Raw genomic sequence first — 23724 nt, forward strand, 5'->3', positions numbered from 1 at the left:
AACATGAAAAAGAAACTATTATTAAGCGCCTTATTGGCGTTTACAGGGATACTTTTTCCCTTATTTTCCAAAGCCGACGGTTTGGCTGACGATATCCACGGCCTCCAGGGCGTGTTAAATAATGTGTATTCGGAAATGCTCCCCATGTGCAGCCAATTGATAGGCGTTGCCCGCGGCATTGCCGGTTTTGGCGCACTTTGGTATATCGCGGCAAGAGTTTGGCGGCATATAGCAAACGCTGAACCAGTTGATTTTTATCCGCTCATGCGGCCATTCGGCTTAGGCCTTGCGATCCTGTTGTTCCCAACGGTCATCGCCATAATCAATGGTGTAATGAACCCTGTCGTCACCGCGACTGGCGGGATGGTTAAAAATTCGGATGCCGCTATCGAAAAGCTATTGGCCCAAAAGCAAGCTGCTATCGAAAAAACAGATACCTGGCAGATGTATGTGGGCGATGACGGCGAAGGCGACCGCGACAAGTGGTATAAATACACCCACCCCGATGACCCGAATGGAGACAAAGAAGGTGTATTCTCCGGTCTGGGTAATGATGTAAAATTCGCCATGGACAAAGCCAGTTACAAGTTCCGCAACAGCGTCAAACAATGGATGTCGGAAATATTGCAGGTAGTGTATGAAGCCGCCGCGCTTTGTATCAACACCATCCGGACCTTTTACTTGGTCGTGTTGGCGATATTAGGGCCGCTCGTTTTTGGCATCGCCGTCTTTGACGGTTTCCAGCATACGCTGACGACCTGGCTGGCCAAATACCTCAATGTATTTCTTTGGTTACCGGTCGCTAACATCTTCGGCAGCATTATCGGTAAGGTGCAGGAAAATATGCTGAAGCTGGATATCCAACAAATTGGCAACGCTGGCGATACCTTTTTTTCCAGTACCGATACGGCTTACCTGATATTTCTTTTGATTGGTATCGTCGGCTACTTTACTGTACCTGCCGTGGCCGGCTATATCATCAATCCAGGTGGCGGCAACGGCTTGCTGAACAAAGTCACCAACCTGACCTCAATTAGTTTGAGTTCAGTGAAATCTTCTTCATATGCCGCAGGCATGGCCGCCGGTGAACGCATGGGCCAGGGTGCTGCCAATATTATTAACGCACCCGGCCATATCGCCGAAGGCTACCGTTCGGCAGGTTCCAATAATGTACAGGCAGAAAAACTCAACGGAAACGCTAAAAAATAAGCTCATGTTCACACATCTCAGAAATATCGAAACTGCTTTTCAGCAAAATAAACGCATTGTCGCCCTGGTCATCCTAACCAGCGCGATCATATCCATCGCGGCTATCTATTTTTCCTTTGCCGCCTATCAAAAAGCATCGGGGCACATTTATGTATTGGCTAATGGAAAAGCCCTCGAAGCGATAGCGGCGGACCGCAAAGACAACATCCCCGTTGAAGCGCGTGACCATATTAAAATGTTCCATCACTATTTCTTTACACTTGATCCCGACGAAAAAGTTATTGAAAGCAATATCAGCAAAGCTTTGTACCTGGCTGATGAAAGCGCCCGTAACCAATATAACGGCCTGAAAGAAAAGAGCTATTATAATAACCTGATCTCGGGCAACATCAGTCAGCAGATCACCGTGGACAGCATTCAACTCAATATCAATTCCGAGCCTTATTATTTTAAATGCTTCGCCACGCAAAAGCTGATCCGGGCTACTTCGACCATTAACAAATTACTAATCACCCAGGGTTACCTGCGCAATGTTAGCCGTTCCGATAATAACCCGCACGGCTTTTTGATCGAACATTGGGAAACCTTGGCTAACCGTGATACGACCATCGCACCATGAAAAGATTCAATCAGTTAACACTAAAACAGCAAAAAACAGCCCTGGTGATTTTTTGCATGCTGTTCGCAGCCTTGCTGATACTCAGTATCCGCTACCAGCAAATGAGCATCAACACCGGCAATATTCAACAACCGAGAATTAAAAACAAATAATTATGGAAAAGCAACGAAAATTCCTGTTGGTATTACCCCTACTGGTGATCCCATTTATGACCATGGCCTTTTGGGCCTTAGGTGGCGGCAAAAATCAAAATCAGCAAATCGTCAATAACCGGGGCCTCGATACCAACCTGCCGGAAGCGCAGTTTAAGGACAAAGACAAAACCGATAAGATGTCGGTTTACCAGGCGGCCCAGCATGATTCTACCCAAAACGGCGTCAGCCCGGCATTTTTAAAGTCAATGGGGTTAACAAAAGATTCAGTAGCTACACCAGATGACCAGGTAGAGCGGATACAAGCCAAACTGGCTCAATTGAACAGTCAACTCAACCAACCGCAGCCAACAAGGCCAGTAACCAATTATGATGAACCCAACCCGCAACAAGTGAAGCAGCTTAAAAAGATGATGCAAAGAATGAATGCGGGCAGTAGTCAGCCAGACCCGGAAATGCAGCAGTTAAATAAGATGCTGGATAAGATACAGGCTATACAAAATCCGTCGTCTGTTATCACCACGCCAACAAAGCCGGAAGATACCACACCTTTTAAGGCCATCCCGGCTATTATTGACGGCAAACAAAAAGTCATGGATGGCGGCGCTGTTAAACTCAAGTTGACCGACTCCATTACCATTAAAAATCAACTCTTGCCTAAAGGTCAGGAACTCTTTGGGGTATGTCAAGTCACCAACCAACGACTACTGTTAACGATACAGAATATCCGGTTGGATAAACAGATCATCCCGGTGAACCTAACGGTATTTAGTCTCGACGGGATGCCCGGCATCCCTGCACCTGAAGCCGAATTGGGCGGGGCAGCCGGTTCCGGCGCGGATAACGCCGTTCAAAGTATGCAATTCCTGACGATGGATCAATCGTTGGGCGCGCAGGCTGCTGCTGGTGGTGTTAACGCCGCTAAAAGCCTGTTCAGCAAAAAAGTTAAAAAGATCAAAGTGAAGCTGGCCAACGAATACCCGGTTTTATTAAAGATCAACAAATAAAGGTTATGGACGACGAACTGAATATTGACCCAAGGGAAACGGATTATTTAGACCATATAGACATGAACCAGGCCATCAATTTTTATGAACTCAGAACCCAATTAGCGGATCTCGGCTTCAACGAAGATGTCCTGCTAAACGAATTGCGCAGCATGGTGACCAACAACAATGAAAAACGGCTGCACGATATCTTTTTACAACAAGACGGCGCCGAATTCGCGTTATCCTTTGAAAAGACGGAAAATTCCGATTACCGGTTGTACTGCATTGATGCCTCGATGAATATACCCGGCAAAGTCAACAACCATGTTATGCAATATTTCCAGCCCAATGTGCCGGTGGGTACGGCGACCGAATTACTCCGCCTAAGCCTGTTCGTCAGTAATGATCACGACCCTTTTATGCCATTGAACCTTCAAGAATCACAAGCTTATATTCATTTACTAAAAACAAATCATGTTATGAACGATCAAAATTTAAGTTATCTGCAAAAGCAATTGCTGAACCTGGGGTTTGGCGAGAAATTAAACGACGAGCTGGAAAAAAATATCAAGTCGGGCAAAAAGGAGTTTACCTTAACCAGTGAACAGGAATATAATAAACAGAGCGTAGATTATACCCTGCACTACAAAGCCGGCGATCAAAACGATATGTACTTCTTCAACAAATACGATGCGTCATTGCGGGATAAGGATATGCAGCAAACCTTTTACCTGAACAAAGGCAGCGGCATTACCGCGAAGGAGGCCTATAACCTCATGGAAGGTCGTGCTGTCCATAAACAACTCGAAAACCTGGAGGGTGAAAAATACAATGCCTGGATCATTATCGATAAAGAAAACAAGACCGAAAATGGCAATTTCAAACTCCGCCCTTTTACCGATGGCTGGAATTATAAACCTGAACGGGCCATAGACAAACTGGATATTGTCGGTATCAATGAAGAGGGCGCCCGCGATAAATTAATGAAGTCATTAGAAAAAGGTAACCGGCACCAGGTGACCGCCATGAAGGATGGGAAAGAAGTAAAATTGTTCCTTGAGGCTAACCCTGCTGAACACCGGGTTAACCTCACCAATTGGAAAGGTGAAGCCCAGCAACTGGAGCATTATAGAAAACCGGAACTAAAAGCGGAAAATAAAAAGGACCAAAAGCAAGCGCAGGCCCAGGAGGATGCGCCGGCAAAAAAGCAACGCAAACGCGGCGCTAAAATGAGCGTATAATGCGACTAATGATTAGATTGAAAGTCCCCGGCAGCAGTGTTTGGGGACTTTCGTATCACCTCACCACAACATCATATACCGCACCACCGAAGCTCTTACCAAAGACTCATTAACCGGACTGTGCCAGTCCCCATAACCCTCCAGTTTCATCGGCGCTTCCTCAGTCTTTAGCAATATTGGGGCACTTGCTTTAAGTTGCTGCGCAATGGTTTCATCGTCCAGCAAGTGATCAATAAATGAGTGATTAAACTCGTGAATCAGATAAGGCATATAAATTTCTTTTGGAAACAGCGGCTGGAATGTTGCAGTAAAAGTCCAGGAGCCCATTATCGCTTAAGCCAATTTTTTGGGGTTGATAGGTTTAACCGCGGGGCCATAGTTAGCACCGCCGTCGCCAAGCCCTAATATAACCTGGTACGCGATATCATGCTCACCGTAGTAATTCAAATACCAGTTTTGATCAAACTCCTTTGCGGAATGATCAAATTGAGCGGTAGCATCGGCGTATCGTTGGGGGGCGTCAAAGAAAGTTTCAAAGGCTGATTTCTTGTAAAAGTCGTTCGCCAGCGCTATAAACTTCAGCGCATCCTTGTTCTCCCATTTACCTCCTAAAGTATTTTTTAGCGCCTTTTATCAGAATTAACCGGTCGCCTTTAAATTCCGTGCCAACCGCGAGAAACATCACCCTGGAAAAACCCAAAGCTTCATATTATATTCCGGGTTACCAGCCAATCGAAATATAATACTGAATAGCTCCACCCGCCTCCACTTTTGATCTGACAATGTCCTGCGAATAGCTGTTTGAAAAAATAAAAAGTGACAGAATAATTAACCTGAATTTCATAGCGGAATTTTAGTGCTCTGCAGCAAAAGTACTATTTTGATAGACGCCAAAAACCGATCTTTTTTATCGACTTAGCTATGCGGAATCAATATATTAAGCTTAATTTTTGTTTATCCTGTTTTCTTCTGTTTCCGAGCCTGTTTTTTTATTACTGGATTTGATCTTATTATTTCCAAAACGGTAAGTCAGAGTCAGGCGGCCCACCCTGCTGTCGAAAGCAGACCGGATCTTCAAGTTATTGCCCTGCTGGTAGCTGTTGGATGATTGTCGTCCACGGGTATTAAAAAGATCATTAACAGCCAGTTTAATCGAAAATTGTTTTTCAAAAAAGAATTGGTTCAAACCCAAGTCTACCCCATAATATCTGCCGGTATTAAAAATACCTTGTACAGCCGGGGAAAAATAGTTAGCATTCAATTCTACAGATGTCATCTGGCTGAAGGTAAAGGTTTGGTTGCTACTTGCCTGATAAGCCAGTTTCGATAAATTCAGAGAAGCGCCGTTTATATCCGGAGATTTAAACCGGTTATAGAAAAAGACAATGTTATTGTTGGTTGTCCACCAATTGGCAATATCAATAGGAGCATTCAGGTTGATATTATAGTAATTATTGGAAGCCAAGTTTTCACTCTTTTGAAAAATGGCTTTTGTCAACGGATCATTAAGGATTACAGTGGTTATTGCATCTCCGGTGTGCCTGTAGCCGATACTAAGCGTGTAACGATTTTTAAAAAGATAATTGACCTCGTAAGAATCCGTATACTGAGGTTTTAGGTACGGGTTGCCTTGGCGGTAAGTATATTGGTCTATAAAGTAAATGAAGGGATTAAGCAAACCATAATTGGGCCGGTCAATCCGGCGGCTATAAGAAAAACCAATTGTATGATCAGGTGAAAGTTGTTCCATAAGAAATACGGTTGGAAATAAATTCAGGTAGTTTCTTTTGATCGTAGCCGCAGGGGATTCTCCCTTTGAATAAGTGTTTTCTGCTCTTAGCCCGATCTGAACACTGAGTTTGTCAAAGGTACTATTGAGATTAACATAAGCCGCACTTACGCTTTCCGTATAACGGAAATTATCACTTCTGCGGGGATCATTAACATAGTTGTTCTGGAGCAGCGTGTCAAAAATTAACCTGTTAGCTGTTTTAACCAATGCACTTTTCAGGCCGGCTTCCAGGTTGATGTTTTTGTTAAAGGCGTGATTAAAATCAATTTTGCCCACATAAATATTGATATGATTGGGTGCCTGCGTTTGATAAATTTGGGGCGACCTGGTATTCGTCAGGTCGCCATCTGTAAACCTGTTATTATAATCATAAGTTTCCGTACTATTAAATCTGGAATAATCAAAACTGACATTCAACTCTGTTCCGGATGTATCTAACACCGATTTGTAGTTAATGTTGTAAGCCTGGTAATCATAAGGTGATCTCCCCCTGTTGAAACCAACTACGGCTGAATCTCTTCCGGATGGAACCGATCCGATATAATTCGTACTGTTTTGTTCATTTTTACCCTTGAATATATTGCCGCTGGCTATAAAACCCAGGGTATTGGTTTTGTTAAGGTAAAAATCCATTCCCGCTCTGAGGTTATGTGACTGGTATTGCTGCAAGTTATAAGTAGCTGCATTAAAATAAGTAGTGGCAGCGCCTGTTGTAACATTACGGTCAAAATCAAGCTTTCTAAAATTAGCCCAGTTACCATAATTGTAGCCGGCAAAAAGATTATAATACTTTTCACGGTGATTGATAGCCATCCCCGCATAAGTTTTGTGATAAATTCCATATCCCTGGGTAAAGTTAAGGGAGCCATTAGTGCCGTAATTCTGATCTTTTTTGAGTTTGATGTTAATTATACCTGAGCTGCCGGCAGCATCATATTTCGAGGACGGATTGGTGATGATCTCAATGGTTTGGATAGTACTGGCCTGGGTAGAGCGTAATAAAGCAGCGAGCTGGTCGGCAGACAGATAAGTTTGTTTTCCATCTATTAAAATACTTACACCAGCTTTTCCTCTTAAACTAATCTGATCATTGTCTACGCTAACACCCGGCGCTTTCTGTAATATCTCCAACACATTATTACCTGCGGCGAGCGGGCTGTTCGCCACATTTAATACGGTTTTATCCAATTTATTTTCTATAAGCGGTCTGTTAGCTGTTATCTGAACCTCTTTGAGTTGTTTGGTGCCCTCAATTAAACTTAAAGGCAAAATTCGCAAATCATGAAGCACTAACATTACTGTGTCTGAAACGGTTTTTTTATAGCCCATGGCAGTAGCAATTACATAGTATGTCCCTGGCTGTATATGATCGAATACGTATACGCCCTGATCATTTGTTAAGGTCCCTTTTATCAGTGAAGAATCTCTCGCCTTAAAGAGACTTATAGTAGCATAATCTGCAGGCGTATTCAAGGATTTAAAGACTTTGCCGCTTATATTAAACCCCGCAGCATTTTGGGCTTTGGAACTAAATACAGCACATATCAGCGCCATGAATAAGAAGACATTGAAGAATTGAACGGATGATTTCATAATGATGATTTAATTTTTATAAGATTTTTAGACAATAGCTTTCCCGCAGACGAATTGCGCCTGTTAAAATTTGCAGTTAGAAATTGAGATTTTATTTAGATAGGTTATCGCTGCTTTTTAATAACCAAATAGTAAGTAATGAATCCAAAAGCTATAAACACGATTTCGATACCATAGGGTAAAGTGGAATTCGCAGGATCAAAGGGAAATAATTGCAAAACAATTAGCCCTGCTCCGCCAAAAAGTGAAATAATTCCCCACTTTAAAATTTCTGAATTTTTGCCTTGTTGATTGAGTAACTCTTTGATCGCATCCGCGTCCATGAGGTTGGAGTCGATGATTCGTTTTTTGAGCAGGAAATTAAACAGGTTAACGATCAATACGGCTATGACAATAAATAATATGATGGCGACAATGTGTGAACTTTTCATGTAAAGCAAAATTTGTTGTTAATTTATACAATAGTCAAGGCTCGATAATTAAAGGTTGCAATTATTTTTTTTTATTTACTGCAACCTTTATTGTGCTTCCTTTGACTAATATATTATATGTTCGATGAACGCGAAGTTATTTCTGGGATATTGGCAGGTCACCGTAATGCTTTCGCCTCATTGGTCAGCCAGTATGAAAGATTGGTATTTACCGTGGTGAACCGTTTGATAGACGAGAAGGATGAAACAGAGGACGTATGTCAGGAGGTTTTCATTAAAATATTCAACGGCCTTGGTCGGTTCCAGTTCGAGGCTAAGCTATCTACCTGGGTTGCGCGAATTGCGTATATGACGACGATCAACCACGTAAGAAAAAATAAAGGGAAAAGATATCATCCCTATCCGGCGAACGTGGAAAACTATCATTTCACGGCTGATAACCCGGAAAAGGTCACGATCCATAAGGACATGTCTGTCTATGTAAATGAATTGATAGCGCAAATGCCGAAGCAATATCAAACAGTTATTACGCTGTTCCATTTAAAAGAGTTTAACTTAAAGGAGATCCAGGATATAACCGGAATGCCGGAAGGAACTGTAAAAAATTACTTGTTTAGGTCGCGGCAGTTACTAAAAGAAAAATTGAATGTTTATTTAAAAAATGAAGAAAGATGAGCAAGTTGTCCGATAAAGAAATTCAGGAATTACTGGATCAGAAAGATATTAATTATACCATTGAAAAATCCAATGAGGAGGGATTTTTTGTGTATAAAACTCTATTTGAGGAACTGGACAACATTCCACAAGTTAAATTGCCATATAGTTTTCCTAACCAGGTGATTAACAGATTTGAACAAAGTAAAAGCACTGAAAGTAAACTTCGCATATATACCTATACGGCGTTTGCCACTATTATATGTTTGGCCGGGGGAGGGATAATCCTAAATGAACTACTGGGCAACGAAGCTAAAGAATTATACCTTTGGCTGCTAAGCTATAAAAAGATTATTTTATTTGTCATTATTGTTATTGCACTCATTCAATTATTTGACCAAAAGTTTGTAAAAAGTAACAGAACTTTCACCCAATAAATTGTCAACAAGACATTCAAACCATTAAAATGGATACCTTGCCAGCCATTTTGCGCCGGCTTATTTTAAGCAAGCTATCGCCATTTACCGCAAGAACTTTAAGCCATCTGCGTATTTGGCCACTCCGAATGTTTTGGCCTGCGTTAACGTCGTGGCTGCAGATTCTGCCAGCATAAACTTAAGGTTCGAAGTCTGGTTAGCTGTTAATATGGGCGAGTTGTTCCACCAGTCCTTTAATCTCTGTTTTGATTCGCTGATAGTTCATCTGAACTTCGGTATTGGAAACCTTTCTGGCATCAGGAATGGTTTGATAGGCACTTTCTTCCAATGAAATTGCATTGTGGTCGTTCTGTATTTGACAATGAAAGGTCTTTAATTCTATCTTGTTGGTCGGGTCGTCGGCGACCATACCGACGAACTCCCCGGAGGAAAGTCCGGCTATTTTAGAAGCTGGTATGGCATAATCTAGTTGGGTGGATCTGCTCACAGAGGTATCGGTAGCATTGATGGAGAGGCTTTCTTTGACCTGGTTGATCTTGCCGAAACGCTCGGAAAGTTGTTTGGCGGTATCCCCGGTGACCTGCCCGCAAACGATATTGCCGACGATATTCATTATCACTTCAGCCTGCTCGCGGCCATAATCTTTTTTTAATTGAGAATAGTCCTGCACGGCCAGCGTCACCGCCACTTTATTGGAACGTGCCGTAGCAATCAGGTTATCGATACCATTAAAGTATATCGTTGGAAACTCATCAAATATCAGGCTGCATTTCTGCTGGTGCTTACGGTTCACCAACTTATTGATCCGGTTAATATAGAGCGATAATACCGCCCCGTAAACCTGTGACTTTTGCGGGTTGTTCGCGAGGCAAACCACTTTTGGTTGAAGCGGGTTATTAATATCCAGCGAAAAATCATTACCGCTCAATACGTAATAAAGCTGCGGTGAACTTAACCGAGCCAGGCTTATTTTAGCGCTGGCGATCTGGCCTTCCAGTTGCTCAAAGGCTTCGTTCTTCCAGGCAGAGATAAAAGGGTTGATCAGTACCTCGATCTCGGGTTCGCTGCTTAATACGGCAAACAGGTCCTTATAATCTACCAGCGACAGTTCGATCACATGCGGTAAGGTACAATAGCGTCCGCCCTCATATTTTTTGAGGAACCAGATCAGCGCCGTTACAAAATTGATCGGCGATTCGACAAAAAAATCACCCTGTTTTTTGATCCATTCCCGGTTCAAACCCATCATGATGGTGCGGGCCGATTCCATCGCGTCCGTAATATCCAGCATGGTATCGGGCTCCAATGGATTACTGCGGTGCATAATCTTCTCAAAGTTGATGACATAAAATGACCGGCCTCCATGTTCCCGCAGTGCGTTGTAAGCAATCCTGGAAAGATCATCGTATTTAAAATCATAGATCAGCATACTAAAGCCTTTGCGGATATGCTGGGTAATGATATGCCGAATCACAAAATAGGATTTACCGGCACCGGGACTGCCGCCAACTAAAGTACCTCTGAACGGGTTGATCACATTGATCCAACTAGACCGCTCTTTGCCTTTTAATTGATATTTAGCGGGCAGGTTAATGGAATACTCATTTTCCAACAAGCGTTCCTCCTGCGGAAACGTCTCATTTTCCTTATTAAAGATATCAGCACCCAATTTCAATTTGAGCATTCTAAACAACAGCCCGCCGCCGGTCATAAATAAAAGGTAGCCAAAGGCGGTGATGAGTATGTAAAGTGCAGCAACTATTTTAGTAGTCAATGGCAACGCTAAAAAAAAGCCGCTGATAAAATAAAGCAGCAAGCCGGTAAAGCAATAAGTGATGATCGTTTTTGGCCTGATCTTTTCATCCCGCTTGCCTTTGCTGCCGACCAGGGATACTACTAATAAGAGCAATGCACTCAGCTTGGCGATAAGCACCGTTTTAAAGACCACCATTTTGGAAAGCGGCAATAAGATATGGTCAACGATCTTGTGCGTTAATTTGAGCTCCTGGAAAGCCGGGTAACAGCATAAATAAGAATGAATGATGAGTATCGCAATACTCAATAGCCTTGTAAAATCAATGATCTTACGGAGGGCCTGTTCGTTTTCTCCGGTTTGCATATATTATAGATTTAATCCTTTACGTTTTTTCTTTTTGAATTTGTTAAGCGCGGCGAGGTCTTCGCGCTCAGCCGCAAACAATAGATCTATCAACTCGTCGCCTGCAGATGCCTGGCTGAATTCATGACCATCCTGTGCTTGATCTTGATGTTGGAATTTGGGCTTAACCGGGTCGGGTAAAAATTGCGCGCTGAGCTGATTGGCACTATAAGCTTTGCTCAGGTCACTGCCGTTAAATACCGCTTTGTTTTTCTGATCGATGAATGTCACGCCATAAATGCGCCCTTCCTCGTTTTGTCGCAGGACGCACTGGACACCTTTTTCGCGTAAGGCTTTTTGAAAGTCACGCTTGGTTAGCGGCTTAATTAATATGCCATCCAATATTTTGGTAAGCTCATCTTTGAACGGCTTACGCAGCTGCGCGTTAAGCCTGAACCTTTCCTCCAGTGTTTTGAGTGTTGGTTTACCATAAATGGTGCTGGCTTTTATTGGTACGCCGATCTTGTTGCCCCGTTTATCCAAAATCCAATAAACCAACCCCTCGCGGGCATACATGCGGGAATCTTTGGAACCCCGGTCGGCTTGAATATTATATCGACCCAGTACGGCATTGAGTTCGGGAACGCTGGTGAATTTGTAAGCTCTTACTATAAAACTCAGGACGTTAGTGATCGCGCGTTTAGTTTCGGCCTTGCCATATTCAGCGGCTGAAATGTCGGCTTTCAGATTTGGCTTTTGTTTGGTTTGCTCATCCGCCTTAACCAAGCTGTATTTGATCTCTATCGCCTTACGTGTTTTTTCAGACTCATTCTGTCCAAGGTAGTGCAGGCTGATCCGTTCACCATCGCGTTTGATATTGGTGGTAACGATGTGAATATGCGGATGTCCGGCATCTTCATGCCGGTAAACCAAATAAGGTTGGCTTGCAAAGCCAACGCCATTCAGGTAATCCCTCACGATGTCATTTAAATTATCGTCCGGTAGGTTTTCACCATTTGGAAAATTCAGCGAGATATGCACCGTATTGGTTTTGGCCCGATGATTCATCGCGGCCAGGTCGGTCAAGCGAAATAACTTATCATTAAAGGATAAGTCTTTGGCATCCTTGGGATAGCCTTTGGCACCGATCAGCATGGCTTTTCCCTGTTTCACTTTATTCTCATTGTAGTTGAGCGCGCCGATCAGGCTTTTACCGCTTTTAATTTTTGCGACCATATATCCGCGTATTGGTTCATCCGTTCTTTGATCTGGCTAATGGACGGCTCTAGTTTGGTGTTGATCACGCTCAGTAAATTCATCCATAGTCGGGTATCGGCATTGCCATGAGCACTGTTGATGCTACGCATCGCCTGGTTCAGGTTATTGCCGATGGCGTTAAGCTCCTGTCTTAGCAGGATCATTTCTTCCAGCAGGTCATCCATAGCTTTGTCCCGGTAATTAACCGTGACCGGTTTCTCCAAAAGCACGCTGCGCATATATTCGCTAAGCTTTCGGAAGCTGGTCTTTTTGAATCGCTTTTCGAGCAATTGATATTCCTCCGGTTTGAAGCGGAGGTTCTTCCATTGTACCCTTTTGTCTTCTTGTGTAGCCATTGTTATTTGCTTAAAAAAGCCGACTTCGGAGGCTTTTTGCCTGGACCCGCAGCAGCTCCTGCGCGGAGGGCAAGATTCAATTGTGACACAATTGTACATCTTGCTGACTGCCGCGAAGCGGGCGGTCTTATCCTGCTGTCAGTGTTTTATTCGGCATTTTTTGTTGTTTGTTGTTTGTTTTGCAGATAAAGTTCAAGTGCCTGTATATTGATGTCTTTAAGGGATTCATCATACTCCAGTCCAAAAGTCTTAAGCCGCTTTAACAGGCCCTTGGGTATCCGGTTATTGAACTGTACTTCGGGCTCGTTTGGTACGGGTGCTGCCTTGACCGGAATTACCTCCTGGATAGGGGTAGCGGGCCTTTCCTGTTTGAGTTTGTCGGCCAGATTGCCGAGCTTATTTTTGTAATTTTCCATTTGCTATCATGATAGTTTGTTAGCAATCATTGCTAGTTTGATAGTTTCCTATCATAAGTCGCTAGTTTGATAAATTGCTACGATCTTAGTTTGCGATCTTGCTAGCTTATTAGCTAAATAAAAAGCTAGCTTGCTATATTGCTATCTCAGCGCTGATGTGCTCTACGACTTCTTCCGTCAGCGCCATGATCTCTTCTTTTGCCCGCCTGTCGGTGCCATTTAAAATACCGCCGGTTATCGACGAGCGGGAGATGCTAACCCGGTCATGCACTTTGGTTTGCAATAGCGGTGTACCCATGCTTTGCAATAGGTCGGCTACGTCCTGCGTGATGCCCGATCGCGGCTTGACCATATTCAGTACAATGCCGGCTTTTAAATGCGGTGCTTTTTGCTGTGCCTCCTTGATCAGGGCCAGTGTAGAACGGATGGCCATCACGTCAAAAAAACCGGCCTTTGTCGGCACCAAAATAAAATCGGAAGAAAGGAACAATTCGGGTAAGCGGTTGGATAGATAGGGCGGCGTATCCACAATGATCAGGTCATAAGCCAATTGTTGTATGTCTTTAAGTTTATCGGCACCAATAATGGCCAGTTCCGTGAACTCCTCACGGATGTGGTATAAGCTGCCCTGTAAGTCGGTATCGACAAGCGCTACTGATAATTGATCCTGGAAACAAAGCGCCAGGTTGATCGCTAAGGTACTTTTGCCTACGCCACCTTTTTGGTGGGCTATGGTGATGATCTTTGCCATGATTTTTGCTATTTTTATAGTTTACTAGGATGATAGCAGCGCGTTTTCCCGCTGCCGTTTTCTGAGTTTCTGTTCCTGCTCATAATTGAAGATCCATTCTCCGGCCAATAGCTTCCAGTTACGGTAAGGCGTACCTTTAGGGCTGCTCCAATTAGCTTTCTCATAATGGTTATAAAATATGTCTGCCTGTGCGGCAAGCCCTTTCTGATCAAAATAAATATCAACCAGGATCTTTTGCGGCGGCATTTCCGTGCCAAACCCTTTTTGCAAAATGGGTTCGGGTTTTCTGCGCTCCGCAGCCACCCGCTTGGCTTTACGTTTGGGTGTTTGGAATAACATAGGTGTAAATTTTTGGCCGGACGCTGGCAGGCAGGCCCGGCCGGTGAAACATCAGGCGCTTTTATTCGCGGACATCATGAAGGTGATATCTTCATAATCATAATAGATAGAGCCGCCTATTTTAGTAAATGGCAATACGCCACTATCCCGCAGGGATTGCAGGAAGCCGTGCGATATACCCAATAGCTTTTTCACCTCAGCCGATTTGAGCCATTTTTTACCAGGTACACCACTGGCGCATTCTTTGATGATACGTTTAACCTCCTGGAGCATATCATTCTTGAAATCCTCCAAATCACCAAGGGTCAATATTTGGTTTCGTGTCGGAACCATTCCCATTCTTGATCGTTGTTCAGTTGCTTTGTCCATAATATGATTTTTAAGGACTTCAAAATTCGGAAGCAGAAAAATCAGAAAATGACAACTTTGGGAAGGGTGGCGTTATTTTTAGGCGGAAAAGGATTGAGATAAACTGAAATAGACCGAAAACTTTGGAAACAATTTAAATCGCTAGGTTGATAGATTGCTATAATGCTAGGTTGATAATATATGCTGTTATTTTTGGTGTAGAGGATAGTATCTATTAAATGCCTCCTGCCGGACTTTGAAGTGTTCAGCTAATTTACGGATCACTTCTTTGGACAATCCTTTTTTGTAGTTCAGGATGTCGGATATATAACCTTTGCTCACGCCGAGTATGGCTATCAGATCCGATGCTTTTAAATAATGCGCTGCCATGAAAGAGCGTAATAATGTGATCGGGTCTAATTCGACAAAAGTGTTGTTTGCTTCGTCGTAAGTATGAATCAATAGCGTTAACAGTTCCACTTCGTCTTGAACATCGGGATTGCTTTTCAAAGTCAAAAGTAATTCCAGCGCTTTGCAATAGTCGTCATACTGCACTCTGTCTTTGATGACCTTATATTTTAGCTCGGTACCCATTGGAGCAAAAATATGAAAAAGTTCACAAAATGTGAACTTTTTCATAGCATCACATTTTGTACTTAAAACTCAAAAGCGATTTGCAACTGACCGCCCAAGCCTTTTTCGATGATGGTGCGTAGGATGGAAACGGGGACATTCCCGATATCGTTTTCTGCTTTCGAAATACGAGATTTGGCAATTTCGCACTTATCGGCTAATTGCTGCTGGGTCATATTTTGCGCTGAACGAGCTTCCCGTATCATTGCGCCGATCTGATGAATCTCCTGTTGGTCTTTCATGATAATTACTTTTTTAAGCTGTTTACGATTTGGAAAAACTCGTTAATAATGTCGATGCTGATCTTTACGGCGACATCGCTTTTAATGACCCCCGAAGCCATAAGTAGTCCGGCTTCTGTAAATACCAGTGGTATTTGATTCTTACCAATTTTGAGTATGGGGTCGGCCTGTTGTTGTAAAACTTGCCATTCTTCTAAGGTTGGTAAAAACAAGAAATCGGGCGGGAACCGCTGTTTAGTTCTATCTATACGCTGTCTCAATACTTTGAGACTGACCTGAAACAGAGCCGCTACATCTTCGTCGATCATTACCTTTTGTCCCCTTAACCAGTATATTTGGTTAAGAGGTTGTTGACTTTTCTCGATCATAATAATTGTTTTTGAAGTTCTTCCTTGCTGGGTAAATACAATTTATATTCCCTGCTGAAAATTTGCTCGTTATTGAGCGGTAGTGTATATTCGACTACCGCCCGATTATCTTCTTTACAAAGGATGATACCGAGTGTGGGCTTTTCATGGGGCCGTTTGACTTTCCGATCATAATAGTTGACGTACATTTGCATCTGCCCAATGTCCTGATGTGTGAGTTTGCCGATTTTCAAATCGATCAGGACAAAACAGTCTAAGAGCCGATTGTAAAAAACTAAGTCCACCCAGAAATGGTCGCCATCTAAGGTGATACGACGCTGCCGTCCCTCAAACAAAAACCCTTTACCCAATTCCAGCATAAAATGTTCAAGCTTATTAATAATAGCGGTTTCAAGGTCGTTTTCAGAGTACCTGCTGTCTTCCTTAAGACTCAAAAACTCTAACACAAATGGCGTTTTTAACGCATCAATAACAGGCTCGGTAATCATATCTTTATCGATATCTTCTTTAACGCTTTTCTTATCCCGGCTGAGCATCAGGCGTTCAAACAGCGATGAATTGTACTGACGTTCCAATTCCCGGAATGACCAGTTTGCTGTTGCAGCTTCTAATTCGTAATAATCCCGCTCCTCAGATTGAGCGATCTTCATCAACAGCAAATAATGCGACCAACCGACCTTGAATTGATCGGCAAAGACCGTTAATATATCTGCTAAAGGAAGTTCTTGTACTTGTCTTTCAAATTGTGCAAACACTGTTTGCACAATTCGTTCCCGGTAAAATAAATAGAACTGCTTGTAATAGTCGAGGTTTCGTTTGGAAAATCCTTTGCCATAATTAGCCGTTAGGGATATGCTTAGATCTTTGACAATAGTCTCCGCGTAACCGGCCCGGTCGCTTCCTTTTTGTTCTTCCTCAACGATCATTTGGCCGATGGTGTAATTCGTATACAACATGGCGGTGTTAACGTTCCTGACAACATAGCTGCGTGCATTTTCGATCAATTCCTTTACCGATAGAAAAAGCTTATCGTTATTCATAGGTTTCATTAGCTTACTTTTTTAAGGTGAGTATTTGAATTTCCTTTTCTGTTCGCCTTACGTTTGGGAACCTCCGGTTCGAGTTTTTCCCGTAACACGTGCATATCCTCGCCGATCTTTTTGAGCAGCACCCTTGCATAAATTTGGGTGGTGGCAATTTTGGTGTGTCCCATCATTTTGCTGACGGTTTCGATAGGTACGTTGTTGGCCAGCGTGATGGTGGTAGCGAACGTATGCCGGGCCACGCCGAAAGTGAGCTTCTTTTTAATACCGACGATTTTGGCGATCTCTTTGAGATAAACGTTGACCTTTTGGTTGGTGATGGTGGGGAATATCTTATTTAAAGAAACTGACCTCGGGTTATCCTTATATTTGTTCATAATTGCCAACGCTGGCGCAAGCAACGGAAGGTTGGTCGCCTCATGACTTTTCTGCCGGAACAGTTTCAACCATTTTTCCCCGTCCTCACCGCGGACCACATTGCCCTCATGTAAATTCATCAGGTCGACAAAGGACAGACCGGTATAACAGGCGAAGAGGAAATAGTCGCGGATCGCTTCGAGTGTATCCGAAGCGATATCATAATTTTCTAACGCCTTCAATTCGTTTGTAGACAAAAATGCGGTCTCTACTTTTTTGTAGCGGAATTTGTAATTCTTGAAGGGGTCGCGGCTGATCCATTGTAACTTAAATGCCAAAGTGGTCATTTTACGCAAACGGATCAAATGTTTCATTACCCCGTTATTGTTCAACGGTTGAAAATGATCCGCCGGTTTATGATTCCGCAGATAGGTTTCAAAATCGACAATGAACTTATAGTCGATGTCCTTGATTCGATAATCCGTTGTATTATACTTTGCTTTAAGAAACTTCTCCAGGTAGCGGCGGGTAACCCCGTAATGTTTCAGGGTACTGGCAGTTAAAGCAGCTGAGGCTGTTTCCTCATGATAGTCCATGAGTTTGCTTAGCGAATAAGTTTCCTCGGTGTCTTCTCCCAGGAAACAAGCTTTAAGTAGTTGAGGGGTGATCTCTTTGCCATCCAGCTGCAATTGCTGGTAGTAGGTCGTAATGGTAAATTTGACCTGCTCTAAATAGGCATTGGTTTCTTTGGCCTCTGGGACCCTCACCTTCAGCCCGCCGTGGCCTTTGTCCCAATCCTCAACGTTAATTTGTTTTTTGGGGGCAAAAATGACCCTTTCCTTGTTAATGGTGATAGCGGCGTAAACGCTGGCAATTCCATTTTTTGCTTTTTCTTTTTTGATGGTGAAATTGACACCAAATGACTGTGATGTTCTCATCTTTTAACAGTTTTAAGTGAATAAATGATTAATTACATCCCGAAATTTTAGCTCACGGGTGGGCGTTTTGATGAAAATTGGTGCAGATTTTTGATCTTTTACAGTCTTTTTGAGTTCTTATTTTATGAACGCAAATAACTGTATTACAGTCAATTAACTCTTAAAAACACCCCGAAGCTAAAAAATAAACCCGGGTGGGCGTTTGGGTGTCAGAAATGGTGTATTTGTAAGGATTGAAAAGGATCACTAAAAAGAAAAAAACCCTCTAAATCAGCGATTTAGAGGGTTTTTGAAATGACAAAAATGTCATTTTGTGCGCCCACCTGGGCTCGAACCAGGGACCAAAAGATTATGAGTCTTCTACTCTAACCAACTGAGCTATAGGCGCGCAGAAATTTTGTTAAATTTCAGGCTGCAATGTTACAACTTTCCTGTCAATTTACAAAGTTCAATTTAATTAAAATAGTCTGTTTTTACTGACTCGCTTTAAACCAGGTGGTTGCTAACCGGGATAAACTCACAATATTCTAACAGATTAGCAAATTAAAGGCTTTACCGGTGATGTTAAAGTCGGTTATTTATCATTCTGTGGAAATACGCGGATGGTTTTAATGTATCTGCCCATATAATACTTATTAAGCGGGGTTTCTGTTACCCCGTAAGCTTTACCCGAAGTGGAATGTATAAATTTAACCTCCTGGCCCGGTGACGATATGATTATACCCATGTGCCCCACTTTTCGTATTGTACTGTCGGTGCCCGTAAAAAGTATCAGATCACCCGGCCGGGTGTCTTGGAGCTTAACCCCACGGTGTATTATGGTAAAGTCCGTCGAACTGCGTGGCACCAATATGCCAAAATGGTTAAAAACATGGGTTATAAAACCCGAGCAATCAAACCCCTGTGTTGGGTCGGTAGAGCCATATTTGTACGGAACGCCTATCAGCGATTTTGCAAAGATCACCAGATCTGCCGGATTGGTTTTCCCGGTACTTATTTTGGTTATGTAACCGGCGCTGTCTGCTTTGGGATACCCAATAATTTTATTATACGGATTACCTGCAATGCCTGCATTGCTTGAGCTTTCTCCTGATGAATTACAGGATAAAAAAGAAAGTAATACTATGTAACCGCCTATATTAAATCGCATATGTAGTACTACAAAAATGTACCGATAATGTTAGCACCGTATAAAATGCTTTTGTAATAACAATTTGCTTTTTTAGTATAATTGCAACCAGGGCTCTTAGCCTTGTATTTAATACCGCTTTATGAATACTATCAAGAACATAATATTTGATTACGGAAACGTAATATTTAATATCGATTTTAAGAAAGTTGCACAGGCCTGGAAAGACCTCGGGATAACCAACGCTGATGAGTTTTATGGGCACCGCGGACAGGATGATGTATTTAATGCTTTAGAGCGCGGGCAAATAAGCCCGGGAGAATTTAGGGACCGGATAAGGGTACTAACGCATAAACCCGAATTGACAGACCAACAAATTGATGACGCCTGGAACAATATTTTTGTAGGCATTCCCAGAGGCAACCATGAGTTGTTGCTGCAGCTAAAAAATAAATACCGAACTTTTTTATTGAGTAATATCAACGCTATCCATTACGATTTCGTACACGATTATCTAAAGCGTGAATACCATATGGATGATAATGCTGACTTGTTTGAAAAGACGTATTACTCGCACCTGTTGGGTAAACGCAAACCCGACGCTGAAATTTTTGAGCATGTGCTTTATGAAAACAACTTAGACCCGGCGGAGACATTATTTATTGACGACAGCCCGCAACACTTAGAAACGGCAAAGAAACTGGGACTCCAAACTTATTTAATGTCAGCGCCAGACACCATACAACAATACTTTACAACTAACGGACTACTATAGAAATGCAGGCCCTCTTAACAGCACAATATGATGAAGTAACCGGCGCGAGAGGAGCATTATTCTCTTTTTGCAGAAGTATGGATAACACACATCTTTTATCCAGCGTAGCTGAATTTAATAACAGCAATATCATTTCCTTATTGGTTCATAATGCTAATACCTATATCAATTGGCTGGCACCGCTTGATCAAGCTAAAGATTCACATTTTTTCAGCAGTTTAACTATCAACGGCATCGACCAAATAGAAGAGATCTATAGTCAGGTAAATGGCGTGGTGGCAGATTTTTTATTACGCCACAGTTTAGATTATACAAGCCCAATTACCCAAAGCCTTCCGCATCTTGATCACATTATTACTGTAACACCACTGCAGTTATACACACACGTTATAACGCACGAGTTTCATCATAAAGGACAGATATTAACCATGAGCAGGCTCCTGGGTTATACCCCGGCAGATACGGATGTTATAAGAACTTGAGTTTAGGTGTTCGGTTGCGCAATATTTGCAACACCTTACAAGTTCCTTCTTTTAATTTCTTTAACTATCAAGCTTAGTTCGCGGCTCATCTGCCCGGCGATGGCGGTATTTTCCTGTGCGCGGCGAAACAGGTAGGGCAATACCGCTTTTATAGGCCCGTAGGGCACGTACTTAGCCACATTGTAATCAGCATCTGCCAGGTTAAAACTCAGGTTATCACTCATGCCCAAAAGTTGCGCAAAATAAACATGTTGATTTTTATGGTCTATCTTTTTAGCGTCCAGTTGCTGGGTAAGCAGCCTGCAGCTGGCTTCGTTATGTGTACCGGCTACAAAAGCGATAGTTTCAATATTGTCTGTACAATAGCCAATTGCCAGGTTAAAATCGGTATCACTGGCTTCTTTGGTAGGTTGTATTGGCGATGGATAACCTTGTTCTTCAGCGCGTTTACGCTCTTTTTCCATATAGGCCCCGCGCACCAGTTTAGCACCCAATATAAATTTCTCTTTGATCGCCAGCTCATTATCGCTTTTTAATGATGCCAGCTTATCATGCCGGTAAAGCTGGTAGGTGTTATAAACAATTGCTTTCCCGGTATTGAACCTGCGCATCATATTCAACGCAAGCAAATCAATAGTATCTTGTATCCAGGTCTCTTCCGCATCTATCATCACCGGTATATTAACTGCGTGGGCCTTTTCACAAATAGCCAGTACCCTATCCTGTACTTTTTGCCATTCCTGCTGCTCGGTCGCGGTAAGCTCTCCTCCGGCATCCAATTTCTCTAACAAGCCAAAGCGGCCGACACCCGTTATCTTAAATACGGTAATAGGTATTGCCTTATCTTTTGCAGCGCGCTTTATGGTGCGGATGATCTCTTCGCGGGTATCGTCAAATACCTGTTCGTCATCCTCCCCTTCTATCGAATAGTCCAATATGGTACCTACGCCGCCGCTCTCCAGGCTCTTAATTGTTTTTTCGCATTCACGGATGGTCTCTCCGCCGCAGAAATGTTTAAATATGGTGGCTTTTATCAGCCCCTTAATCGGCAGGCCTATTTTAACAGCGAAATTGGTTATCGGCGGACCAATTTTTACCAGAAGATTAACATTGATTAGTTTAAAAAGCCAGTAGGCACGTTTTAAATCAGCATTTGACGAATGACGGAAGGCGATCTCCGTATTCTCAAAAGACAGGATGTGTTTTTTAGTCATAGTAAATTTTTATGATCCATGATATTGCCACCTATCCAAACCAATAAGGCAGGCAGCTATGAACCATTAGCGTGCTGCAAAATTATAAAATGAAAGTTACATAACTCATTATTCTGCGAATAGTTTATTTTTGCGCCCGATGATAGAGTTTAAAGTTACCGGCGATTATATTCCAATGATACAATTATTGAAAGCTACAAACCTGGTATCAACCGGCGGCGAGGCGCAAATAGTTGTAGATGAGGGAGAAGTAAAACATAATGGCGAGGTTGACTACCGTAAGCGCCTTAAAGTAAAAAAAGGCGACGTGGTTGAATTTAGAGGTAACCAGATAAAAGTAATATAGTTCTGATGGATACAATTTACAGCGATACCCATACTGCTGACACAATGGATACGATACAAAGCAATAATTATAACATATATTTTGAAGATAGCCTGGGACAGATACCCCGGTTTATTGAGCAGGGCAAATATTCGCGGTTTTTTATCCTTACAGATGAAAATACGTCAAAATACTGCCTGCCCTTATTACAGGCGAAGTTAAACACCGATAATTTTGACCTGATAGAGATCAATGCCGGCGAAGAAAGCAAGGATATAGATTTTTGTATAGGCGTTTGGAAAATGCTGATTGATTTTGGCGCCGACCGCCAAAGCTTATTAATAAATTTAGGTGGCGGCGTTATCAGTGACTTGGGTGGTTTTGCCGCGTCGACGTTTAAACGTGGTATTGATTTTATACATGTGCCCACTACCCTGCTTTCGCAGGTTGACGCGTCGGTTGGTGGTAAAACGGGTATTGATATTGATAGTATTAAAAATATCATTGGCACATTTACGCAGCCTAAAGCTGTTTTTATAGCATATGAATTTTTAAAGACATTGCCGGCAAGACAAATCCTGTCAGGCACGGCCGAGATGTTAAAACACGGCCTGATCTGCGATGCCGACTATTGGCAGCTGCTTAAAGAAAGCGATCTGGCCAACCCTACTGCCGAACTCGTTTATAAATCAGTTGCCATTAAAAACAAGGTAGTACTAGAAGATCCGCACGAAAAAAACATCCGTAAATCATTAAACTTCGGTCATACCATAGGCCACGCGGTTGAAACTTATTCGTTAATAAATGATACCGATTCACTTTCGCATGGTGAAGCCATTGCTATCGGTATGATCTGTGAGTCTTATTTATCCTACAAAAAAGCGGGCCTAAGCGCCGAAGAGTTAAAAGAAATAACCGAAGTATTAACCGGCCTGTACCCGAGGTATGATTTAAAAGCTGCCAGCACGGTTACGCTTTTAGAATACATGCTTAAGGACAAAAAGAACCAGAACGGTAAAATAAACTGTACGCTGTTAACCCGCATTGGTGAGTTCAATATTGATAATATTTGTACTGACGAGGAATTATTAGAAGGATTGAGTTATTACGCTAATTTGTAGGTTATTTTTGCTTAATTCCTTTACGTTTAAAATAGCGCCTAAGTGGGCCCGGCATCACTTATTACCGGCTTTAAACCAATAATTGTATAAAACTGTATTATAATTTACAGCACCTTACTCCCTTTCCTCAAACCAAACAATCTACCGGCAAAGCCGACAATGCCGCATAAAATTCGTTTTGATTAATCTTTTTTCAAAAAATAAAAATATTCTATTGACAAATCAATTTTTACTGCTACATTTACATCGTAATAAAAAACAATGAAGTTAACAAGCGCATATTTTTATGGTTACTACTTTTACTTTAACAGTAAGAGCCGGGACTAATATGCACTAACAAACATATAGAAAAACTGAAAAGTCCCGGCCCATAAGCCGGGACTTTTTGCTTTAACACGATTATGAATCCGTTGGG

Annotated in this window: 27 protein-coding genes, 1 tRNA gene and 1 pseudogene; 11 read left to right on the forward strand and 18 right to left on the reverse strand. The window is 42.4% G+C overall.

Annotated features, from left to right (window positions below):
* Window positions 1-3 precede the first annotated feature (3 nt).
* The 5 genes from traJ to LJ658_RS01600 are packed head-to-tail and all read left to right on the forward strand — an operon-like array spanning window position 4 to window position 4210.
* The gene (traJ, locus tag LJ658_RS01580; protein ID WP_230544701.1) at window positions 4-1209 is read left to right on the forward strand and encodes a conjugative transposon protein TraJ; all 1206 of its coding nucleotides are present in this window, start codon (window positions 4-6) and stop codon (window positions 1207-1209) included.
* Between the two features lie 4 nt (window positions 1210-1213).
* On the forward strand, window positions 1214-1828 hold the full coding sequence (gene traK / locus LJ658_RS01585) for a conjugative transposon protein TraK (protein ID WP_230544702.1): 615 nt from the start codon (window positions 1214-1216) through the stop codon (window positions 1826-1828).
* Window positions 1825-1980, forward strand: coding sequence for a hypothetical protein (locus tag LJ658_RS01590; RefSeq protein ID WP_230544703.1), 156 nt, complete (start codon window positions 1825-1827; stop codon window positions 1978-1980). Before traK ends, LJ658_RS01590 begins: the two co-directional genes overlap by 4 nt.
* A 2-nt stretch (window positions 1981-1982) precedes the next feature.
* Entirely contained in the window at window positions 1983-2987 is a 1005-nt protein-coding gene (traM, locus tag LJ658_RS01595) for a conjugative transposon protein TraM (RefSeq protein WP_230544704.1), read from the forward strand.
* 5 nt (window positions 2988-2992) lie between these two features.
* On the forward strand, window positions 2993-4210 hold the full coding sequence (locus tag LJ658_RS01600; RefSeq protein ID WP_230544705.1) for a hypothetical protein: 1218 nt from the start codon (window positions 2993-2995) through the stop codon (window positions 4208-4210).
* A gap of 60 nt (window positions 4211-4270) precedes the next feature.
* Here the strand turns inward: LJ658_RS01600 and LJ658_RS01605 are convergent.
* The 3 genes and pseudogenes from LJ658_RS01605 to LJ658_RS01615 form a co-directional block, all read right to left on the reverse strand.
* Window positions 4271-4813: pseudogene (locus tag LJ658_RS01605) on the reverse strand (DUF4932 domain-containing protein); the annotation flags it as partial.
* A gap of 340 nt (window positions 4814-5153) precedes the next feature.
* Complete coding sequence (locus tag LJ658_RS01610) at window positions 5154-7595, reverse strand: TonB-dependent receptor (RefSeq protein WP_230544706.1); 2442 nt, start codon at window positions 7593-7595, stop codon at window positions 5154-5156.
* A gap of 104 nt (window positions 7596-7699) precedes the next feature.
* Window positions 7700-7918 carry a hypothetical protein gene (locus LJ658_RS01615; RefSeq protein WP_230544707.1) on the reverse strand — a complete coding sequence of 73 codons (219 nt, stop codon included), beginning with the start codon at window positions 7916-7918 and terminating at the stop codon, window positions 7700-7702.
* A gap of 225 nt (window positions 7919-8143) precedes the next feature.
* Here LJ658_RS01615 and LJ658_RS01620 point away from each other — a divergent pair, with 225 nt between their 5' ends.
* Together LJ658_RS01620 and LJ658_RS01625 are read left to right on the forward strand one after the other, a co-directional pair.
* Window positions 8144-8701, forward strand: a complete 558-nt coding sequence (locus tag LJ658_RS01620; RefSeq protein ID WP_230544708.1) for an RNA polymerase sigma factor — start codon at window positions 8144-8146, stop codon at window positions 8699-8701.
* Entirely contained in the window at window positions 8698-9117 is a 420-nt protein-coding gene (locus tag LJ658_RS01625; protein ID WP_230544709.1) for a hypothetical protein, read from the forward strand. Before LJ658_RS01620 ends, LJ658_RS01625 begins: the two co-directional genes overlap by 4 nt.
* A 196-nt stretch (window positions 9118-9313) precedes the next feature.
* Here LJ658_RS01625 and mobC read toward each other — a convergent pair whose 3' ends face one another.
* From mobC to LJ658_RS01695, 14 genes are all read right to left on the reverse strand, one after another.
* Window positions 9314-11236, reverse strand: coding sequence for a conjugal transfer protein MobC (mobC, locus tag LJ658_RS01630; RefSeq protein ID WP_230544710.1), 1923 nt, complete (start codon window positions 11234-11236; stop codon window positions 9314-9316).
* A gap of 3 nt (window positions 11237-11239) precedes the next feature.
* Entirely contained in the window at window positions 11240-12451 is a 1212-nt protein-coding gene (locus LJ658_RS01635) for a relaxase/mobilization nuclease domain-containing protein (RefSeq protein WP_230544711.1), read from the reverse strand.
* Window positions 12418-12828 (reverse strand): plasmid mobilization relaxosome protein MobC, encoded by a 411-nt coding sequence (locus tag LJ658_RS01640; protein ID WP_230544712.1) that lies wholly within the window; start codon window positions 12826-12828, stop codon window positions 12418-12420. Before LJ658_RS01640 ends, LJ658_RS01635 begins: the two co-directional genes overlap by 34 nt.
* Window positions 12829-12974: 146 nt before the next feature.
* Entirely contained in the window at window positions 12975-13244 is a 270-nt protein-coding gene (locus tag LJ658_RS01645) for a hypothetical protein (RefSeq protein WP_230544713.1), read from the reverse strand.
* Between the two features lie 133 nt (window positions 13245-13377).
* On the reverse strand, window positions 13378-13995 hold the full coding sequence (locus LJ658_RS01650; RefSeq protein WP_230544714.1) for a ParA family protein: 618 nt from the start codon (window positions 13993-13995) through the stop codon (window positions 13378-13380).
* Between the two features lie 24 nt (window positions 13996-14019).
* Window positions 14020-14334, reverse strand: coding sequence for a hypothetical protein (locus LJ658_RS01655; protein WP_230544715.1), 315 nt, complete (start codon window positions 14332-14334; stop codon window positions 14020-14022).
* A 51-nt stretch (window positions 14335-14385) separates the two neighbouring features.
* Window positions 14386-14703, reverse strand: coding sequence for a helix-turn-helix domain-containing protein (locus LJ658_RS01660; RefSeq protein WP_230544716.1), 318 nt, complete (start codon window positions 14701-14703; stop codon window positions 14386-14388).
* A 186-nt stretch (window positions 14704-14889) separates the two neighbouring features.
* Window positions 14890-15321: a type II toxin-antitoxin system HigA family antitoxin gene (locus tag LJ658_RS01665; RefSeq protein WP_230544717.1), complete on the reverse strand. Its 432-nt coding sequence runs from the start codon at window positions 15319-15321 to the stop codon at window positions 14890-14892.
* Between the two features lie 17 nt (window positions 15322-15338).
* A complete protein-coding gene (locus LJ658_RS01670) occupies window positions 15339-15557 on the reverse strand; it encodes a helix-turn-helix domain-containing protein (RefSeq protein ID WP_230544718.1) in 219 nt (72 codons plus the stop codon).
* Window positions 15558-15562: 5 nt separating this feature from the next.
* Window positions 15563-15925: an ORF6N domain-containing protein gene (locus LJ658_RS01675; RefSeq protein WP_230544719.1), complete on the reverse strand. Its 363-nt coding sequence runs from the start codon at window positions 15923-15925 to the stop codon at window positions 15563-15565.
* Entirely contained in the window at window positions 15922-16974 is a 1053-nt protein-coding gene (locus tag LJ658_RS01680) for a YhcG family protein (RefSeq protein WP_230544720.1), read from the reverse strand. Before LJ658_RS01680 ends, LJ658_RS01675 begins: the two co-directional genes overlap by 4 nt.
* Complete coding sequence (locus LJ658_RS01685) at window positions 16974-18263, reverse strand: site-specific integrase (protein WP_230544721.1); 1290 nt, start codon at window positions 18261-18263, stop codon at window positions 16974-16976. The genes LJ658_RS01680 and LJ658_RS01685 overlap by 1 nt, the downstream gene beginning before the upstream one ends.
* Before the next feature lie 314 nt (window positions 18264-18577).
* Window positions 18578-18651 (reverse strand) — tRNA-Ile (locus LJ658_RS01690).
* Between the two features lie 186 nt (window positions 18652-18837).
* Window positions 18838-19413, reverse strand: coding sequence for a C40 family peptidase (locus LJ658_RS01695; protein ID WP_230544722.1), 576 nt, complete (start codon window positions 19411-19413; stop codon window positions 18838-18840).
* 121 nt (window positions 19414-19534) lie between these two features.
* Here LJ658_RS01695 and LJ658_RS01700 point away from each other — a divergent pair, with 121 nt between their 5' ends.
* Window positions 19535-20167 (forward strand): HAD family phosphatase, encoded by a 633-nt coding sequence (locus LJ658_RS01700; RefSeq protein WP_230544723.1) that lies wholly within the window; start codon window positions 19535-19537, stop codon window positions 20165-20167.
* Between the two features lie 2 nt (window positions 20168-20169).
* Window positions 20170-20649 (forward strand): DinB family protein, encoded by a 480-nt coding sequence (locus LJ658_RS01705; protein WP_230544724.1) that lies wholly within the window; start codon window positions 20170-20172, stop codon window positions 20647-20649.
* A gap of 35 nt (window positions 20650-20684) precedes the next feature.
* On the opposite strand, the gene LJ658_RS01710 is transcribed toward LJ658_RS01705, so the two are convergent.
* The gene (locus LJ658_RS01710; RefSeq protein WP_230544725.1) at window positions 20685-21863 is read right to left on the reverse strand and encodes a proline dehydrogenase family protein; all 1179 of its coding nucleotides are present in this window, start codon (window positions 21861-21863) and stop codon (window positions 20685-20687) included.
* 139 nt (window positions 21864-22002) lie between these two features.
* On the opposite strand from LJ658_RS01710, the gene LJ658_RS01715 reads away from it, so the two are divergent.
* Together LJ658_RS01715 and aroB are read left to right on the forward strand one after the other, a co-directional pair.
* Window positions 22003-22209, forward strand: a complete 207-nt coding sequence (locus tag LJ658_RS01715; RefSeq protein ID WP_230544726.1) for an RNA-binding S4 domain-containing protein — start codon at window positions 22003-22005, stop codon at window positions 22207-22209.
* Window positions 22210-22214: 5 nt separating this feature from the next.
* Window positions 22215-23309: a 3-dehydroquinate synthase gene (aroB, locus tag LJ658_RS01720; protein ID WP_370632928.1), complete on the forward strand. Its 1095-nt coding sequence runs from the start codon at window positions 22215-22217 to the stop codon at window positions 23307-23309.
* Window positions 23310-23724 lie beyond the last annotated feature (415 nt).

The sequence above is a fragment of the Mucilaginibacter sp. UR6-11 genome, from assembly GCF_020880695.1.
Taxonomy (GTDB): domain Bacteria; phylum Bacteroidota; class Bacteroidia; order Sphingobacteriales; family Sphingobacteriaceae; genus Mucilaginibacter.

Excerpts from the sequence above, each read along its gene's own strand:
- LJ658_RS01700 (WP_230544723.1), top strand. The coding sequence starts at position 19,535 with ATGAATACTATCAAGAACATAATATTTGATTACGGAAACGTAATATTT.
- traJ (WP_230544701.1), top strand. The coding sequence starts at position 4 with ATGAAAAAGAAACTATTATTAAGCGCCTTATTGGCGTTTACAGGGATA.
- LJ658_RS01620 (WP_230544708.1), top strand. The coding sequence starts at position 8,144 with ATGTTCGATGAACGCGAAGTTATTTCTGGGATATTGGCAGGTCACCGT.
- LJ658_RS01680 (WP_230544720.1), bottom strand. The coding sequence starts at position 16,974 with ATGAAACCTATGAATAACGATAAGCTTTTTCTATCGGTAAAGGAATTG.
- LJ658_RS01710 (WP_230544725.1), bottom strand. The coding sequence starts at position 21,863 with ATGACTAAAAAACACATCCTGTCTTTTGAGAATACGGAGATCGCCTTC.
- LJ658_RS01705 (WP_230544724.1), top strand. The coding sequence starts at position 20,170 with ATGCAGGCCCTCTTAACAGCACAATATGATGAAGTAACCGGCGCGAGA.
- aroB (WP_370632928.1), top strand. The coding sequence starts at position 22,215 with ATGGATACAATTTACAGCGATACCCATACTGCTGACACAATGGATACG.
- LJ658_RS01650 (WP_230544714.1), bottom strand. The coding sequence starts at position 13,995 with ATGGCAAAGATCATCACCATAGCCCACCAAAAAGGTGGCGTAGGCAAA.
- LJ658_RS01665 (WP_230544717.1), bottom strand. The coding sequence starts at position 15,321 with ATGAAAAAGTTCACATTTTGTGAACTTTTTCATATTTTTGCTCCAATG.
- LJ658_RS01655 (WP_230544715.1), bottom strand. The coding sequence starts at position 14,334 with ATGTTATTCCAAACACCCAAACGTAAAGCCAAGCGGGTGGCTGCGGAG.
- LJ658_RS01670 (WP_230544718.1), bottom strand. The coding sequence starts at position 15,557 with ATGAAAGACCAACAGGAGATTCATCAGATCGGCGCAATGATACGGGAA.
- traK (WP_230544702.1), top strand. The coding sequence starts at position 1,214 with ATGTTCACACATCTCAGAAATATCGAAACTGCTTTTCAGCAAAATAAA.
- LJ658_RS01590 (WP_230544703.1), top strand. The coding sequence starts at position 1,825 with ATGAAAAGATTCAATCAGTTAACACTAAAACAGCAAAAAACAGCCCTG.
- LJ658_RS01600 (WP_230544705.1), top strand. The coding sequence starts at position 2,993 with ATGGACGACGAACTGAATATTGACCCAAGGGAAACGGATTATTTAGAC.
- LJ658_RS01645 (WP_230544713.1), bottom strand. The coding sequence starts at position 13,244 with ATGGAAAATTACAAAAATAAGCTCGGCAATCTGGCCGACAAACTCAAA.
- mobC (WP_230544710.1), bottom strand. The coding sequence starts at position 11,236 with ATGCAAACCGGAGAAAACGAACAGGCCCTCCGTAAGATCATTGATTTT.
- LJ658_RS01695 (WP_230544722.1), bottom strand. The coding sequence starts at position 19,413 with ATGCGATTTAATATAGGCGGTTACATAGTATTACTTTCTTTTTTATCC.
- traM (WP_230544704.1), top strand. The coding sequence starts at position 1,983 with ATGGAAAAGCAACGAAAATTCCTGTTGGTATTACCCCTACTGGTGATC.
- LJ658_RS01685 (WP_230544721.1), bottom strand. The coding sequence starts at position 18,263 with ATGAGAACATCACAGTCATTTGGTGTCAATTTCACCATCAAAAAAGAA.
- LJ658_RS01660 (WP_230544716.1), bottom strand. The coding sequence starts at position 14,703 with ATGGACAAAGCAACTGAACAACGATCAAGAATGGGAATGGTTCCGACA.
- LJ658_RS01610 (WP_230544706.1), bottom strand. The coding sequence starts at position 7,595 with ATGAAATCATCCGTTCAATTCTTCAATGTCTTCTTATTCATGGCGCTG.
- LJ658_RS01715 (WP_230544726.1), top strand. The coding sequence starts at position 22,003 with ATGATAGAGTTTAAAGTTACCGGCGATTATATTCCAATGATACAATTA.
- LJ658_RS01615 (WP_230544707.1), bottom strand. The coding sequence starts at position 7,918 with ATGGACGCGGATGCGATCAAAGAGTTACTCAATCAACAAGGCAAAAAT.
- LJ658_RS01635 (WP_230544711.1), bottom strand. The coding sequence starts at position 12,451 with ATGGTCGCAAAAATTAAAAGCGGTAAAAGCCTGATCGGCGCGCTCAAC.
- LJ658_RS01625 (WP_230544709.1), top strand. The coding sequence starts at position 8,698 with ATGAGCAAGTTGTCCGATAAAGAAATTCAGGAATTACTGGATCAGAAA.
- LJ658_RS01640 (WP_230544712.1), bottom strand. The coding sequence starts at position 12,828 with ATGGCTACACAAGAAGACAAAAGGGTACAATGGAAGAACCTCCGCTTC.
- LJ658_RS01675 (WP_230544719.1), bottom strand. The coding sequence starts at position 15,925 with ATGATCGAGAAAAGTCAACAACCTCTTAACCAAATATACTGGTTAAGG.